General features: G+C 40.4%; 17 protein-coding genes and 1 tRNA gene. 16 read left to right on the top strand and 2 right to left on the bottom strand.

The window, feature by feature from the left end:
• The first annotated feature begins 155 nt into the window (after positions 1-155).
• Together HMPREF9018_RS00670 and rsmD are read left to right on the top strand one after the other, a co-directional pair.
• The gene (locus tag HMPREF9018_RS00670) at positions 156-971 is read left to right on the top strand and encodes a DUF3822 family protein (protein ID WP_008446566.1); all 816 of its coding nucleotides are present in this window, start codon (positions 156-158) and stop codon (positions 969-971) included.
• Positions 968-1,522 carry a 16S rRNA (guanine(966)-N(2))-methyltransferase RsmD gene (gene rsmD / locus HMPREF9018_RS00665; RefSeq protein WP_262498005.1) on the top strand — a complete coding sequence of 185 codons (555 nt, stop codon included), beginning with the start codon at positions 968-970 and terminating at the stop codon, positions 1,520-1,522. The genes HMPREF9018_RS00670 and rsmD overlap by 4 nt, the downstream gene beginning before the upstream one ends.
• Positions 1,523-1,540: 18 nt before the next feature.
• Here the strand turns inward: rsmD and HMPREF9018_RS00660 are convergent, their stop codons facing one another.
• On the bottom strand, positions 1,541-1,879 hold the full coding sequence (locus tag HMPREF9018_RS00660) for a MerR family transcriptional regulator (protein ID WP_008446682.1): 339 nt from the start codon (positions 1,877-1,879) through the stop codon (positions 1,541-1,543).
• A gap of 194 nt (positions 1,880-2,073) precedes the next feature.
• Here HMPREF9018_RS00660 and alaS point away from each other — a divergent pair, with 194 nt between their 5' ends.
• Complete coding sequence (gene alaS / locus HMPREF9018_RS00655; RefSeq protein WP_039863845.1) at positions 2,074-4,731, top strand: alanine--tRNA ligase; 2,658 nt, start codon at positions 2,074-2,076, stop codon at positions 4,729-4,731.
• Between the two features lie 223 nt (positions 4,732-4,954).
• Here alaS and HMPREF9018_RS00650 read toward each other — a convergent pair.
• Positions 4,955-5,028, bottom strand: a tRNA-Gln gene (locus HMPREF9018_RS00650).
• 217 nt (positions 5,029-5,245) lie between these two features.
• Between HMPREF9018_RS00650 and rsfS the strand changes: the two genes are divergently transcribed.
• The 13 genes from rsfS (at position 5,246) to HMPREF9018_RS00580 (ending at position 16,124) form a co-directional block, all read left to right on the top strand.
• Positions 5,246-5,605, top strand: coding sequence for a ribosome silencing factor (gene rsfS / locus HMPREF9018_RS00645; RefSeq protein ID WP_008446690.1), 360 nt, complete (start codon positions 5,246-5,248; stop codon positions 5,603-5,605).
• Between the two features lie 59 nt (positions 5,606-5,664).
• The gene (gene ftsH, locus HMPREF9018_RS00640) at positions 5,665-7,785 is read left to right on the top strand and encodes an ATP-dependent zinc metalloprotease FtsH (protein ID WP_039863844.1); all 2,121 of its coding nucleotides are present in this window, start codon (positions 5,665-5,667) and stop codon (positions 7,783-7,785) included.
• 5 nt (positions 7,786-7,790) lie between these two features.
• A complete protein-coding gene (locus tag HMPREF9018_RS00635; RefSeq protein ID WP_008446495.1) occupies positions 7,791-8,657 on the top strand; it encodes a phosphatidate cytidylyltransferase in 867 nt (288 codons plus the stop codon).
• Between the two features lie 64 nt (positions 8,658-8,721).
• Positions 8,722-9,114 carry a SprT-like domain-containing protein gene (locus HMPREF9018_RS00630; protein ID WP_008446515.1) on the top strand — a complete coding sequence of 131 codons (393 nt, stop codon included), beginning with the start codon at positions 8,722-8,724 and terminating at the stop codon, positions 9,112-9,114.
• Positions 9,115-9,297: 183 nt separating this feature from the next.
• Positions 9,298-10,050: a hypothetical protein gene (locus HMPREF9018_RS00625; protein WP_039863842.1), complete on the top strand. Its 753-nt coding sequence runs from the start codon at positions 9,298-9,300 to the stop codon at positions 10,048-10,050.
• Positions 10,051-10,348: 298 nt separating this feature from the next.
• Positions 10,349-11,077 (top strand): flexirubin biosynthesis SDR family reductase FlxB, encoded by a 729-nt coding sequence (fabG, locus tag HMPREF9018_RS00615; RefSeq protein ID WP_039863837.1) that lies wholly within the window; start codon positions 10,349-10,351, stop codon positions 11,075-11,077.
• A 73-nt stretch (positions 11,078-11,150) separates the two neighbouring features.
• Positions 11,151-12,377, top strand: coding sequence for a beta-ketoacyl-[acyl-carrier-protein] synthase family protein (locus HMPREF9018_RS00610; protein ID WP_008446654.1), 1,227 nt, complete (start codon positions 11,151-11,153; stop codon positions 12,375-12,377).
• A gap of 29 nt (positions 12,378-12,406) precedes the next feature.
• Complete coding sequence (locus HMPREF9018_RS00605; RefSeq protein ID WP_008446625.1) at positions 12,407-12,937, top strand: hypothetical protein; 531 nt, start codon at positions 12,407-12,409, stop codon at positions 12,935-12,937.
• Positions 12,938-12,980: 43 nt separating this feature from the next.
• A complete protein-coding gene (locus HMPREF9018_RS00600; RefSeq protein ID WP_008446724.1) occupies positions 12,981-14,078 on the top strand; it encodes a FlxJ family methyltransferase in 1,098 nt (365 codons plus the stop codon).
• Between the two features lie 15 nt (positions 14,079-14,093).
• Positions 14,094-14,336, top strand: coding sequence for an acyl carrier protein (locus HMPREF9018_RS00595; protein ID WP_008446605.1), 243 nt, complete (start codon positions 14,094-14,096; stop codon positions 14,334-14,336).
• A 37-nt stretch (positions 14,337-14,373) separates the two neighbouring features.
• The gene (locus HMPREF9018_RS00590) at positions 14,374-15,207 is read left to right on the top strand and encodes an LpxL/LpxP family acyltransferase (RefSeq protein WP_008446430.1); all 834 of its coding nucleotides are present in this window, start codon (positions 14,374-14,376) and stop codon (positions 15,205-15,207) included.
• Positions 15,208-15,234: 27 nt separating this feature from the next.
• A complete protein-coding gene (locus tag HMPREF9018_RS00585; protein WP_008446469.1) occupies positions 15,235-15,705 on the top strand; it encodes a hotdog family protein in 471 nt (156 codons plus the stop codon).
• Positions 15,702-16,124, top strand: coding sequence for an acyl-CoA thioesterase (locus HMPREF9018_RS00580; protein WP_008446634.1), 423 nt, complete (start codon positions 15,702-15,704; stop codon positions 16,122-16,124). Before HMPREF9018_RS00585 ends, HMPREF9018_RS00580 begins: the two co-directional genes overlap by 4 nt.
• Positions 16,125-16,138: the final 14 nt, after the last annotated feature.

Genomic DNA, 16,138 nt, shown 5'->3' with positions numbered 1-16,138 from the left:
TGTGTGGCAAAGGTACTGCTAAAAATCGATAAAAAGCCACTTTTGCGTAAGATTTTGCATGTAAGACGCAGTTTTGTGATATTTGTCAAAGTAGGTAAAAGGTAATTGGAAAAAATATTGTAAGTTTGCATCTTATTAAATGTAACAACTTTAAAATGGCAGCAGACACAGATGTAAAAGATATGCGTCTTCGCCTTACCATACGTATAGGGCGGAGCGATTTGAGCTTCTCGGTGTGCACAACTATAGAGAAGGGGTATGCTGTTTATGAGCCTTATAACACTAATAAGGGCATCTCGGTGGCAGCTAATCTGCGTGAGGCTTTCTCAGTGTCGGAATTATTACAGAGCGGTTATAAGTGTGCTTTGGTGCTTTTAGACGTTCCTGCTATGCTTATACCTATGGAAGAGGCAGAGGAAAACGATGGCGAGGTGTTATATAAGTCGGCATTTTCGTTAAAGGGAAATGAGGAGATAGTGCAGGTAGAGCTACCGAGCCTTAGTGTGAAAGCTGTCATGGCTATTAATAAAGACTTGAAGATGGTTATCGACGACCACTTCCCCATGGTAAGCATACAGCCTCTTATGCAGCCTGTATGGGCTTATTTGCAAAAGCTGTCATATCAGAACAAAAGGCGTAAGCTCTTTGCTTATTTTCATGATCATACCATGGAGGTGGTGAGCTTTCAGCAAACTCGTTTCAGATATAATAACACCTTCGATGGTAGTCATGGTCATGATGCGCTTTACTATTTGCTTTTTGTGTGGCGAGAGCTTGGTATGAGTGTGGAAAAAGACGAGCTTCACATAATGGGGAAAGTATCTTATGAGAAGTGGCTTGTGGAGGAATTAGAAAAGTTTCTTTCTCGTGTTTATGTAGACACGCTTGAAAAAGAGATAGAAAAGCGTGGAGGCACTATGCCGGAAGCTATGCATTACGACGAGAAGGTGTTATATTTAGACCAGAGATAGCGTATAAAAAGAGCGAAGTGATGCGAATAATAACAGGCTTATATAAAGGAAGACACTTTGATGTGCCTCATAGCTTTAAGGCACGTCCTACTACCGATTTTGCTAAAGAGAACATCTTTAACGTTATAAGGGGATATATGGACCTTGAGGATATGGAGGCTCTCGACCTTTTTGCAGGTACGGGCAGCATATCCTTAGAGCTGCTCTCACGAGGCTGTAAGGAGGTAGTTACTGTAGAGAAAGATAGGGATCATGCTCGCTTTATAGGGCAGTGTATAGAAAAGGTAAAGGCAGATAACGACATCTTGGTAAAGGGTGATGCTCTGCGTTTTATAAAGGCTTGTACGCGGCAGTTCGACTTTATTTTTGCCGACCCTCCTTATGCTTTACCTGATATAGAGGCTGTGCCTGAACTTATCCTGTCTAATAATCTGCTTAAAAGTGGGGGCTTGTTAGTCTTTGAGCATGGTAAGGGTAATGACTTCTCTGGGCATGCTCGCTTCATAGAGCATAGAAGTTATGGCAGTGTGAACTTTTCTCTTTTCAGATAGATAAAAGAGGTGTGGGCTCTATGTAAGGAGGTCTAACCTTTTTTTAAGCTCTTTAAGCTGGTCGCGTACAGAGATAAGGGTGCCTAATACTTGCTGGCTTTTTTCTGCTCCGCTACGGTTTTCGTTTATCATTTTACGTGCAGCAGCTATCTTAAATCCGCGTACCTTTACAAGGTTATAGATAATCTTTATCTGTTCTATATCTTTTAAGCTATATTGGCGTGTTCCGTTTCCTTTCTTTTTAGGGCGTAGATGTGGAAATTCGGTCTCCCAATAGCGTAGCATACTTTCTGAAACGTTGAGCTCCGATGCCACTTCCTTAATGGAATAGTATAGCTTTTGAGGGCTTTCTTGCATGACGAGACAGTGTTAATTAAGAATATTTTATAATAGAAGTGTGGAACATATATATAAATATAACCCATTAGGCAAAATAGATAAAGGGTAGATGTTTTTATATGTTCTGCTTCTTTTTTGTTTGCAAAAATACTCAAAAGTCAGTATCTTTGCAATTATTTTGAGTGAAAATATAGATTTAAAACATAAAAAAGATGATGACAGCAAATGAAATCCGCGACTCGTATAAGAAGTTTTTTGAGTCGAAAGGACATGTTATCGTACCATCAGCACCGATGGTAATTAAGGACGATCCTACACTGATGTTTACCAATGCGGGTATGAACCAGTGGAAAGATATTATTTTAGGTACGAAATCGCCCGAGCCTCGCCGTCGTACCGATTCGCAGAAGTGTCTTCGTGTAAGTGGTAAGCATAACGACTTAGAGGAGGTAGGCCATGATACCTATCACCACACCATGTTTGAGATGTTAGGCAACTGGAGTTTTGGCGATTATTTTAAGGAAGGTGCTATAGACTATGCCTGGGAGTATTTGGTAGATGTGCTTCACCTTTCAGAGAAGGATATTTATGTTACTGTGTTTGAAGGTAGCAAGGACGAGAATATCCCTCGCGATGATGAGGCAGCAAAATATTGGTCGAAACACTTGCCAAAGGATCACATCATAAACGGCAACAAGCACGACAATTTTTGGGAAATGGGCGATACTGGCCCCTGTGGACCATGTACGGAAATACATATCGACTCTCGTCCTTTAGATGAGCGTAATGGCGTGTTAGGTCGCGACTTAGTGAACAAGGACGATCCTCAGGTTATAGAGATATGGAACATTGTCTTTATGCAGTTTAACCGCAAGTCGGACGGCAGCTTAGAGCCTTTAGCCATGAATGTTATAGATACTGGAATGGGTTTTGAGCGTTTAGTGCGTATGCTGCAAGGCAAGCATTCTAACTATGATACAGATATTTTCCAGCCTATCATAAAGAGGATAGAGGCTTTAAGCAATTATAAGTATGGTTTTACATCGCCTACGGGAAAGGACGGCGAGTGCTTGACAGAGCAGGAAAAGATAGACGTGGCTATGCGTGTCATAGCCGATCATTTGCGTGCAGTAGCCTTTTCTATAGCCGATGGTCAGCTGCCAAGCAATGCAAAGGCAGGTTATGTTATTCGTCGTATTCTGCGTCGCGGTGTGCGCTACGCTTATACTTTCCTTAATCAGCGCGAGGCTTTTATGTACAAGCTCTTACCTACCTTAGTGAGCGAGATGGGTGCTGCGTACCCCGAGCTATCGGCTCAAGAGGAGCTTATAGGGCGTGTCATAAAGGAGGAGGAAGACTCTTTCTTACGCACATTAGAAAAGGGTATAACTCTTTTAAACGGAGCTATGGACGAGCTAAAGGCTCATGGGCAGAGCTGTCTTGATGGTAAAGAGGCTTTCCGCCTGTTTGATACCTATGGCTTCCCGCTCGATTTGACGGAGCTTATCTGTCGTGAGAATGGTTACACTGTAGATGAGAAGCAGTTTGACATGGAGATGTCTCAGCAAAAGGCACGTGCCCGAAATGCGGCTGTAACGGAAAATGGCGACTGGATGATAGTTAGGCAAGGCGAGCAGACCTTTGTAGGCTACGATTATACAGAGTATGAATGTAGGATACTACGTTATCGTAAGGTAACTCAAAAGAAGCATTCCTTCTATGAGGTGGTGCTTGACAACACTCCTTTCTATGGAGAGATGGGAGGTCAGGTAGGCGATCAGGGTGTGCTGGTAAGTGAGCAGGAAACGGTAAATGTGTTAGATACCAAGCGCGAGAACAATCAGAGCATACATATCATAGAGGAGCTTCCTAAGAACGTAGAGGCAAGTTTTATGGCTTGTGTAGATACTGACAAGCGTGAGGCAAGTGCTGCTAACCATACTGCAACCCATTTGCTCGATTATGCGTTAAAGGAGGTTTTGGGCGAGCATGCAGAGCAGAAGGGCTCGTATGTGAGTCCGACCACGCTACGCTTTGATGTATCTCATTTCCAAAAGATTACCGACGAGGAGCTACGTAAGGTAGAAAGGATAGTAAACGGGTTTATCCGTGCAGATTATAGCTGTGATGAGCATCGTGACACACCTATAGAAGAAGCTAAGAAGATGGGTGCTGTGGCTTTGTTTGGCGAGAAGTATGGCGACAAGGTAAGAGTGGTGCGCTTTGGTCCAAGCTGTGAGTTTTGTGGTGGCATTCATGCCAAATCGACAGGTAGTATAGGCTTTTTTAAGATAGTAGGCGAGAGCAGTGTAGCAGCAGGTGTTCGTCGTATAGAGGCTCTTACGGGTGCTAATAGCGAGGAGGCTATATACACTCAGGAAGATACTTTGCGCGATCTTAAGCAGATGCTTAATAATCCTAAGGACTTAAAGGTAGCTTTAAAGAAATATATAGAAGAGCATGAAGCTATGAAGAAGGACATGGAGAGCCTTCGCAAGCAGGGTGTTGCCCGCCATGCTAAGACGTTGATAGAATCGGCAAAAGAGGTAGATGGCGTTCATATAGTAAAGGCAGTGCTTGAGGTAGATAGCTCTTCGGCTAAGGATATAGTGTTTAAGGTGCGTGAGGCCTTTGACAGTAAGCTCATTTGCGTGTTAGGTTCGGTTAGTGGTAACCGTCCCCAGATTAGCGTTATGCTTAGCGACGACATGGTGAAAGAGGGCAAAAAGAATGCTGGCAAGGTTATACGTGAGGCAGCTCAGCTCATAAAGGGCGGTGGCGGAGGTCAGGCTCATTATGCTCAGGCAGGAGGTAAAGATGCCTCTAACATCGATGCCGCAGTAGATAAGGCTGTGGAGCTGCTAAAGTAAGACTGTTCTCTTATAAGGGTAAGGGTATATAACACTCGGTAAAGACGATTATAGCTTTTAACCATAATAAGGTGAGGGCTGAGACCATTCTTTAGGTTTCAGCCCTTTTATATGTGGCTTTCTTTCTTATTATATATGTCTATGTGTGAGTCAAGAGTAGAAGAGGGAAGTTTGGGTGAATAAGAAAAAAGTAATTAACAGATAGGACTATTAATTACTTTTATGGTTGGGATACCCGGATTCGAACCAGGAATGACAGGACCAGAATCTGTAGTGTTACCATTACACCATATCCCAAGGTTTGGATAAGCATCTGTGTTAAGATTGCAGGTGCAAAGTTATATCTTTTTTCGTAAAACGCAAAATTTTAAGAAAAAAATATAGGAAAAAAAGTGTTTTGCCCTTTATAAACGTGATAAGACCTTTTATAAAAGTAAAATAAAATAAATTTATTTTGCACTTCATGCTAATTACTGTAACTTTGTAACTTATTATATTATATATACATATATAGATGGAAGAAACAAAACGATTAGTAAGCTTAATAATAAAAGGTATTCAAGACAAGAAAGGTTGTGGCATAGTTATTGCAGACCTATCAGATATAGACGGCGCAATATGTCGTAATTTTGTAATCTGTCAGGGTAGTTCTCCCACTCAGGTGGAAGCTATAGCAGGCTCGGTGAGCGACTATGTTAGAGAAACTACCGGTGAGAAGCCTGTAAGCTGTGTAGGTCTGGGGAATAATCAGTGGGTGGCGATAGACTTTGTAGATGTCTTAGTGCATATCTTTCTGCCAGAAACTCGTGCTTTTTACGACTTGGAACATCTTTGGGCTGATGCTAAGATAACTTGTGTGCAAGATGTCGATTAAGCTAAAGGTAAGCCGTTAAGATAAGTGTTTATAACCTATTTTGAAACCAATAAAAAGAAATGATCAATAAAAAACCCAACAACAAGCCAAATAAGCCCAAGATGCCACGATTTAACATGACGTGGATCTATGTGCTTGTAATTCTCGTTTTAGCATTAGTAGCATTTTCAGGAGGTGGAAACGGACTGTTTTCTTCCAGCATAAGTGCTGAAAAAGACTATACAGCCTTTAAGCAATATGTGCAAAAGGGGTATGCTACGCGTGTTGTAGTAAACAAGACCAAAAACGAGCTAAAGATGTATGTGGCACCTAATCACATACGCGATATCTTTCAGCAAGGTCCTAAGCAAACAGGTAATGCGCCATACGTTACGGTGCAATTCGGGTCGGTAGACAATTTAGAGACATTCCTTACTCAAGCCATAGCACAGCATAAGATAAGCAGTTTTAGGTATGACAACGAGTCGAGTAATGGCTTTTTTGATATTTTTGGTAGCTTAATACCGTGGATATTAATCTTTGGTGTTTGGTGGTTCTTAATGCGTAAGATGGGCGGCGGTGCTGGCGGCGGCGGCGTTTTCAGTGTAGGCAAGTCGAAGGCTAAGCTATATGAGCGAGGTAACGAGATGGGCATCACCTTTAAAGATGTAGCCGGGCAGGAAGGAGCCAAGCAGGAAGTGGAAGAGATAGTGGAGTTTTTGAAAAATCCGGGTAAATATACAGACTTAGGAGGCAAGATACCTGCGGGAGCATTGCTTATAGGTCCGCCGGGAACAGGTAAGACGTTGCTGGCAAAGGCAGTAGCTGGCGAGGCTGGTGTGCCTTTCTTTTCTATGAGCGGGTCTGACTTTGTGGAGATGTTTGTAGGTGTGGGTGCGAGCCGTGTTCGTGATGTTTTCCACCAAGCAAAGGAAAAAGCTCCTTGTATAATTTTTATAGACGAGATAGACGCCGTGGGTAGAGCCCGCTCAAAGAACCCCTCTATGGGAGGTAATGACGAGCGTGAGAACACTCTTAACGCCTTGCTTACAGAGATGGACGGCTTTGGTACTAACTCTGGGGTTATCGTCATGGCAGCTACTAACCGTGTGGATATGCTCGATAAGGCATTGTTGCGTGCTGGCCGTTTCGACCGTCAGATACATGTAGACTTGCCCGACCTTCCTGAGCGTAAAGCCATTTTTAAGGTGCACATGAGCAAGATAAAGTACGATTCTACGGTAGACGTAGACCTTTTATCTCGTCAAACACCGGGCTTCTCGGGTGCAGATATAGCAAATGTATGTAACGAGGCTGCGCTTATAGCAGCACGTCATAGCGATAAGCATGTAGGTAAGCAGCATTTCCTTGAAGCCATAGACCGTATCGTGGGAGGCTTAGAGAAGAAGACAAAGGTAATAACGGCTGACGAGAAGCGCACCATAGCTCTTCATGAGGCTGGTCATGCCACTATAAGCTGGTTTTGTGAGCATGCCAATCCGCTTATTAAGGTGAGCATAGTGCCTCGTGGGCAAGCCTTAGGTGCAGCATGGTATTTGCCTGAAGAACGTCCTATAACAACAAAGGAACAGATGTTAGACGAGATGTGTGCTTTGCTTGGTGGTAGGGCTGCAGAGGAGCTTTTTACGGGTCATATTTCAACGGGTGCTATGAACGACTTAGAGCGTGCTACAAAAAGTGCTTTCGGAATGATAGCTTATGCAGGTATGAGCGAGCGTTTACCTAATATATGTTATTATAACAACGATGAGTACGGCTTCCAAAAACCTTATTCTGAAACAACGGCAAAGGTTATAGACGAGGAAGTGCTTAAAATGGTAAACGAGCAGTATAAACGTGCTAAAGATATACTTACAGAGCATAAAGAGGGTCATAACAAGCTGGCACAGGTGCTTATTGACCGTGAGGTGATAATGGTAGAAGACGTAGAAGAGATATTTGGCAAACGTCCTTGGGTGAGCCGTTCGCAAGAGATTATGGAGGCAGAAAAGGCATCTCAGCCTAAGTTAGAGGATATGCCAGAAGCAGTAAAGCAGGCACAGGCAGAGCATGAGGCAGCTTTACGGGCTAAGCAGGACGGTGAAGGCTCTAAGCAAGAGCAAGCACCTTTAGAAGGAGCATCGTCTAAGGAAAGCTCTAAAGAAGGTAGTGGTATAGATAATGATAAGAAAGGAGAGTAGGAGCTATGACAGATAAGCAGCGCAATTTTATTACTCGAGCCGTCTTTGGCATATTATTCGTAGTGGTAATACTTTGTAGCTTTACCCGTGCCGACTTTATGATAGGGCTCTTTGCCCTTATAACAGGGCTTACTATATGGGAATATGCAGGGCTGGTAAACGGGATAAAAGGCGTAAGGATAAATCGTTTTATATCTACTGTGGCAGGTGTTTATTTCTTTTTAGCCGTTGCTGTTTTAGAGCTGGGTATGGTGAGTAGCTTTGTAGTTTTTGTGCCTTATATACTTTGTGTTATATATCTTTTTGTGGCAGAGCTATATCTTAAAAACGAGAGTCCTATCCTCTCGTGGGCTTACACCATGCTGGGACAGATGTATATAGCCTTTCCGCTGTCTTTGATAAACATACTTGCCTTTGGAAACGGTGATGTTAGTGTGGGAGGATCGGCAAATATGCTTTTACCTTTAAGCGTCTTTATATTGCTTTGGGCAAACGACACAGGGGCATATTGCACAGGGTCGTTATTAGGAAGGCATAAGCTTTTCCCACGCATTTCTCCCGCAAAGAGCTGGGAAGGGAGCATAGGAGGAGGTGTGCTAAGCATTATCGTGGCAGCTCTCATAGGTCATTATGGAGCTAATGGCGCAGGAACTAAGGGTATGGACATCATGGTATGGATAGGTTTAGGTGTGGTAGTAGTAGTGTTTGGTACATGGGGCGACTTGGTGGAAAGCCTCTTTAAGCGAACAATAGGTGTAAAAGATAGTGGTAAGATTTTGCCCGGGCATGGCGGTATGTTAGATCGTTTCGACTCCTCTTTGCTTGCCATTCCTGCAGTGGTGGTATACCTTTATACGTTAAGCCAATTTTAAGAATAAGCTAAAAGTCATATAATCGTTCTTAGGGGTTATATGACTTTTATTTTTTCTCCGACTAATGATAGCAAGCGTTTCTTATATAGAAGAAAGTTTTAAAAAGTATAATCATCAGATTTTTGACGATTGTCTGCCCATACCCGTCATAAAGCTCTCTCGAGCAAAGACAAGGTTAGGGCAGATGGCATATAAAAGGAAGGTAAGGCTTGGACATATAGAGTATTACGACTTTCGTATAAGCATTTCTACGGCTTATGACCTTTTACAAGATGCTTTAGACGATGTTATAATACATGAGATGATACATTATTATATAGCTTATAAAGGTATAAGAGATTCTTCTGCTCATGGTAAGATATTTCGGAGCTTGATGAGTGTAGTAAACACACGGCACGGTAGGCATGTGTCTGTTTCTGTTAAGCAAAGAAACTTAAAAGAGATGGTTGAGCCATGATGTTTCTTTTTGTTTATAACGGTAACCCCTCTTGTAAGGTGTAAACTTTTAAGAGACGTGTGTGTAATTATCACCCGTATGTTATGAAAAGTTAAAAAATGGGGGGGTAAATTCTTTTTTTAAAAAAGTGTATCTTTGCAGCGATATAAATATATATAAGTTTAACTAAATAATATTTTCATTATGTCAAAAAAGGTTTTATTCGCTGCGCTTATGTTAGGTTTTACATTAGCGGGTATGGCACGAAGCTCACAAGAGGAGGTTTGCCTTAAAGATGGTAGCGTTCTAAATGGTACAAGTATGGACATGGTATCAAACGAGCCTGTTAAGATGCAAGCACAAGAGGGTAATATGCTTGTTTATAAGGATATAAGCAAGATTACAAAAGAGGTAAATGGCTTATCTCAAGACGAAGATGATGATGAGCCTGCTGGTGTTGCAAAAAGAGGTTATAAAGGGTTTGCAGGTTTAGGTGTGCAATATTGGAAGGGCGACGAGTCGTCAGCATCAGTATTTACAAGTCATGGTTACCAGTTTAATTCTCATATTTTCTTAGGTGGAGGTATTGCTTACCTAAAAAAAATATCTGGTGATGGGCGTGATGAATTAGATTATGAATTATATTATGATAAGTTTTATAAACGATTTAATAAGCGTTATAGATTAGTTGATAAGCGTGATGAATTAGATTATCTTCTTCCTGTATATGCACATTTTCGTTATAACTTATTAAGTAAAAGGTTTTCTCCTTTTATAGAAGTAAAAGAAGGTTACAGTTTGGCAGGAATTACAGGTGTATATGCTGAAGTATCTTCAGGTCTTCGTATAGGTGTAGGAAGAAAAGGGCAAGCTGTTAACGTAGCATTAGGAGGAATAGTTTTAGGAAATACAGGTGATAATATAGCAGTAAATTTTAAAGTGTTCTTCGAACTTTAAAGAGTTATAACATAAAGAGGATGTTATATATTTACTTTTGTCTTTGCATAGCGAGAGGAGCTATATAGGGATAATGGTAATATATACACTTCTTTTTTTGTGATGTAAGTTAAGGTGATGCTTGCTGTAATGAATGTCGTTTTTACATCGAAAAAAGCCAAAATGTTTTCTGTTTTTTCTGTTTTTTTATATACATTTGCAAATAAATTAAATATGTATAAAAATGCTTTTTTCTTTACTTGCTGCTTATGACATTTAAGTGGTGCTTTATAAAAGATTAGAAAAGATGACAAAAAATATGAAATATGCTTTAATAACAGGGGCTTCACGTGGCATTGGTCGTGCTATAGCATTGCGCTTATCTTCTAAATATAAAATAATAATCAATTACTGTTCGAGGGCTGACAAGGCAAACGAAGTAAAGGCTTTGATAGAGGCACAGGGAGGCAGTGCAGAGCTTTTACCTTTTGATGTTTCCGATAGTAAACAGACAGATTTGGCTCTTAGCTCTTGGGAGGAAAATCATCAGGGTGAGTATATCTCGTTGTTGGTAAACAATGCGGGCATTCGTAGGGACAATGTTATGTTTATGATGTCCGATGAGGAGTGGAGAAAAGTGCTTGATATTACCTTAAATGGTTTTTTCTATGTTACGAGGCGTTTGCTAAAGCACATGATGCCGCGTAAGCATGGAGGCAGGATAATAAACGTTTCTTCTCTTTCAGGGCTAAAGGGCATGGCAGGTCAGGTAAATTATAGTGCGGCAAAAGCTGCTTTAATAGGTGCTACAAAGGCATTAGCCTTAGAGGTAGCTCCGCGTAACATAACGGTAAACGCTGTAGCTCCCGGCTTTATAGATACTGACATGACGCAAGACTTACCAAAGGAAGAGCTAAAGAAGCTGGTGCCTGTGGGTAGGTTTGGTACTTCTGAGGAGGTAGCATCACTGGTAGAATATTTATCATCTGACGATGCTGCTTATATTACGGGCGAGGTAATTAGTATTAATGGAGGTTTATATACATAAGAGGAAAAAGAAGAAAAGCTATTAAAGAAAGAAAAGCTATTAAAGAAAGTTAAGCGTAAGAAACAGAATATAGATGGAAAGAAGAGTAGTTATTACCGGAATGGGCATTTGGTCTTGCTTAGGTACAGACCTTGAAGCTGTTAAGTTGTCGTTGCGTTCAGGCAAGTCTGGCATAGGTCTTCAGAAGGAGCGTTTAGAGTATGGTTACCGTTCGGCTCTTACAGGGATAGTGGAAGAGCCTGTTATAACAAAGAAAATGCTGGATAGGCATACTCGTGCAGGTATGTCTGAAGAGGCGAAATATGCTTATATGTCTAGTCTGCAGGCTTTTTCTCAAGCAGGTGTATCAGATGAATACTTGTTAAAGAACGAGGTGGGCTGTATTTTTGGTAACGACTCTTCTGCAAAGCCAGTAATAGAGGCTTCAAAGATAATGGACGAGAAACACGACTCGGCTATGTTAGGGTATGGTGTTATCTTTCAGTCGATGAATTCTACTGTGAACATGAATCTTAGTACTATATTCCATTTGCGTGGGGTAAACTTTACCGTTAGCTCTGCTTGTGCCAGTGGTAGCCATTCTATAGGTTTGGGCTTTATGATGATAAAGCAAGGCTTGCAGGACATGGTGCTTTGTGGTGGTGCTCAGGAAACTAACTATTATTCTATGGCTTCTTTTGATGCTCTTGGAGCTTTTTCTATAAGAATGGACGAGCCAACGAAGTCGAGCAGACCTTTCGATCGTGATCGTGATGGGTTAATACCAAGTGGTGGTGCAGCCTCTTTGGTGTTAGAGGATTATGATCATGCTAAGGCAAGGGGTGCTAATATCCTTGCGGAGGTAGTGGGTTATGGCTTTTCAAGTAATGGTGGAGGTATTAGTCAGCCTTCCGATGATGGTAGCGTGATAGCTATGAGCAGAGCTTTAGCTATGGCAGGTTTAAGCGTAGATGATATAGATTACATCAACGCTCATGCTACGAGCACTCATCAAGGCGATATGTATGAGGCTATAGCTTTAAATAGAATGTTTGAAGGTAAGCACGCTTTAATATCTTCTACAAAGAGTATGACGGGTCATGAATGCTGGATGGCAGGTGCTTCAGAGATAGTTTATAGCACATTAATGATGCAAGATAACTTTGTAGCACCAAATATCAATTTTGAAAATCCTGACGAGTATTCTTCTAAGCTGAATATAGCAGCAAAGACTATAGACACAGAGGTTAATACGGTGCTTAGCAATAGCTTTGGTTTTGGTGGTACCAACTCGGCATTAATAATAAAAAAAATAAAATAACTATTTAATAATAAAACATTTTTTTAACAATGAAAAACTTTTTTATGACCATGTGCCTTCTATTATGTAGCATAGTAGCAATGGCAAGTAATCCTTTAAAGGCAATAGAAGGAAAGAAAAATCTATCTACAATAATGAGGTCGAAAGGAAAGGCTTTAATAGTCTTCGACTGGAGTGAAGCAAAATATGATAAAGATAAAGACTTAAAGGAGAAACTCGGTACGGATTATGACTTTGTCTTGTCTGATTGTGAGAAGAGCTTTATAAAAGGTTTTAATGGAAAATCTAAAAAAATAAAATTAGCAGAAGATGCTTCAGAGGCTACATATAAGTTTATCCTTAAAGTAACATGTATAGATCGTTACTTTTCAGTAATGAGTTTTGTTCCTAAACATGAGGCTAAGATGTGGGGAAGCCTTGAGATAGTAGATGTTAAGACAAAGGAATCGTTAGTAAAGATAACTATTGACGAGGCTGAAGATGGAAAGGATTTAGTGCCAAGAGAATGTTTTGGAAAAACTTTTTTCAACTTAGCAGAGCGTGTAGCAAAACTAAAGTAAAGATATATATATATAAGAAGCATTCTTAACGTATATAAAAATTATGAATCTTTTCAAATCTGAAAGTGATAGATATACAAAGGAGCATTTGTCGGCTCGTGAGGCTCAGCGTCAGGCAGAGTATATAGCATGGGCACCAATTATATTTCAAGTATCCCGCCTTATGATAAGGTGGGGTATTTTGGATCATCTGCGCGATAGTGTAGGCGGTATGACACTTGCTGATATGCAGCAAAAGACAGGTTTGTCGGAGTATGTTCTCAAGATATTATTAGAGGCATCGCTTAGCATAGGCACTGTATTGATAGATAAAACCACCGATTGTTATACTATTTCTAAGACTGGTTGGTTCTTGCTTACTGACCCTGCCACTCGGGTTAATATCGACTTTAATCATGATGTAAACTATCGTGGAATGTTTTACCTTGATGAGGCTCTTAAAGAGGGTAAGCCTGCAGGTCTTAAAACACTTGGAGATTGGCACACTATATATGAGGGGCTATCTAAGCTAGATGAGCAAGTGCAGCGGAGCTGGTTTGGGTTCGACCATTTTTATAGTGATAATTCTTTCGATACAGCTTTAGAGATAGTCTTTGGCAAGAATACAGTTAAGCATGTAATGGACGTAGGAGGTAACACAGGGCGGTTTGCTCTTCGTTGTGTAGATCATGATAAGGACGTTAATGTTACCATTGTGGATCTTCCGGGACAGATAGGCATGATGCAGAATAATATAAAAGGTAAGAATGGTGCAGAAAGGATAAGTGGTTATCCTACTAATATCCTTGAAGAGTGCAACGAGCTGCCACAAGGTAGCTGGGACGCAATATGGATGAGCCAGTTTCTCGATTGCTTTTCAGAGGAAGATATATGTAGCATTCTAAAGCGTGCAGCTAAGGTGATGACGTCTGCTACCACATTATATATTATGGAGACTTTCTGGGATAGACAGAAGTATGAACCTGCTTCGCTGTGTCTTACCATGACCAGTGTTTATTTTACGGTTATGGCAAACGGTAATAGCAAGATGTATCACTCTGATGATCTTATTAAGCAAATAGAGAAATCAGGTATGAAAGTGGTAGCTACACATGATAATATTGGGCAAGGACACACTATATTAGAAGTAAAGAAAATATAATAAAAAAAGAAGTAAATGGAAAGAACAGAAATTGAAGAAAAGGTAAGAAACTTCCTCGTTGAGGATTTGGAAATAGAAGAAGACAAGATAGCTCCAGAGGCTCGTCTTAAGGACGATCTTGGCATAGATAGTCTTGACTTTGTGGATATTGTTGTTATCGTGGAGAAGAATTTTGGTTTTAAAATAAAGCCAGAAGAGATGCAAGGCGTAACAACCTTGAAGCAGTTTTGCGATTATATACAGAGCAAGGTAGGGTAAAAGGGTGAAAGCTAATACTACCTTTGGCACAGCTTGGATGCATAACCATTTGGTAAGCATTTTAAGGTATGTAGATGTTAGGTTGCTATATGCTTTTACTGCTGTTTTTGTTATTCCCGTTTGTCTTATCATTAATAAGAGCAGAGTAACTGCTTATCGTTATTTTCGTGAGCGACGGGGATATAGTAAGCTTCATGCAGCGTGGTCTACGTATATTAATCACTGTTTGTTTGGTCAGACTGTGATAGATAGGTTTGCTATGTTTGCAGGAAAGCGCTTTAAGGTAACAGTGAAAGGTTATAAAGACTTTTCTTGCCTGGCAGATAAGGACGAAGGCTTCATGATGCTTAGTGCTCATGTGGGTTGTTACGAGATAGCGGGTTATACCTTAGTGGCAGATAAGAAGCGTGTGAATGCTTTAGTTTATGGCAGCGAGAAGGCTACGGTGATGAATGGTAGGAAAGAAATATTTGATCATACTAATATCCGTATGATACCTGTAGAGCATGATATGAGCCATTTGTTTAAGATAAACGAAGCTCTTTCTAATAACGAGATTGTCAGTATGCCTGCCGATCGTGTTATAGGTTCGCATAAGGTATTGGAAGCAATGTTTGTGGGTAAAAAGGCAAAGCTGCCCATGGGACCTTTCTCGGTAGCTACAATGCGTGGAATGGAAGTTATAGCAGTTAACGTGTTTAAGACATCGGCTATGGGATATACTGTTTATGTTTCATCTTTGAAATATGACAAAACAGTATCTCGTAATACGCAGATGCAGCAATTGGCTGATAGCTATGCCAAAGAGCTGGAAAAGAGGCTTGAGCAATATCCTCAGCAGTGGTATAATTTTTACGACTTTTGGGCATGATAAATACTTTTAGTGTTTATATATATTATGATCTATTTTGATGTAAATAATCCATTAGAGCAAGATCTTCGCAAGATAGACGTTCACGAACTCCTGCCTCAGCAAGAGCCTTTTGTGATGATAGGTAGCCTTATACATTTTGATAAGAGGGTTACTATAACAGAAACAGAGGTTAAGGCTGGGAATATTTTTGTGGATAATGGTTGTTTTTCGGCATCAGGTCTGATGGAGAACATAGCTCAGAGTTGTGCTGCTCGTATAGGTTATGTTAATAAATATATTTTAAAGAAAAGTGTTCAGTTAGGCTTTATCGGAGCAGTGCGCAACTTTGATATTATCTCTTTGCCTAAGATAGGCGATGTAATTACTACAAAGGTAGAGATAAAGGAAGAGGTTTTTGGTATGACTTTAGCAAGTGCTATTATAAAGAGTAATGATAAGATACTCGCAACGACAGATATAAAGATAGCCGTAAAAGGAATGGAGACAGAGAAATGACAGAGCTAAAAGAGTCTAAAAGGTTTGAGATACGTTTTAGTGAAGTAGATTCTATGAATATTGTATGGCATGGTTCTTACCCTCTTTACTTTGAAGATGCTCGTGAGGCTTTTGGCAAAAAATATGGATTGGAATATATGAATTTCTTCGATGAAGGCTATTTTGCACCCTTAGTAGAGCTAAGCATTCATTATAAGAAGCCTATAAAGTATGGTTTAACTCCTCGTATAGATATAATATATCGTCCTACAGAGTCGGCAAAAATAGTTTTCGATTACGAGATACACGATGCCGTAGATAATACTTTGATAGCTACAGGCCATTCTGTGCAGGTTTTTGTAGATATGAATTATCAGCTTATTTGGGATAATCCTCCTTTTTATAAAGCATGGAAAGAGAAGTATTTTGGTAAGAAATAAAGTGTATAGAAAGG

Source organism: Prevotella amnii CRIS 21A-A, assembly GCF_000177355.1.
GTDB lineage: Bacteria > Bacteroidota > Bacteroidia > Bacteroidales > Bacteroidaceae > Prevotella > Prevotella amnii.
The sequence above is the reverse complement of the archived record's forward strand: the minus strand, read 5'-3'. Positions and strand labels throughout refer to the sequence as shown.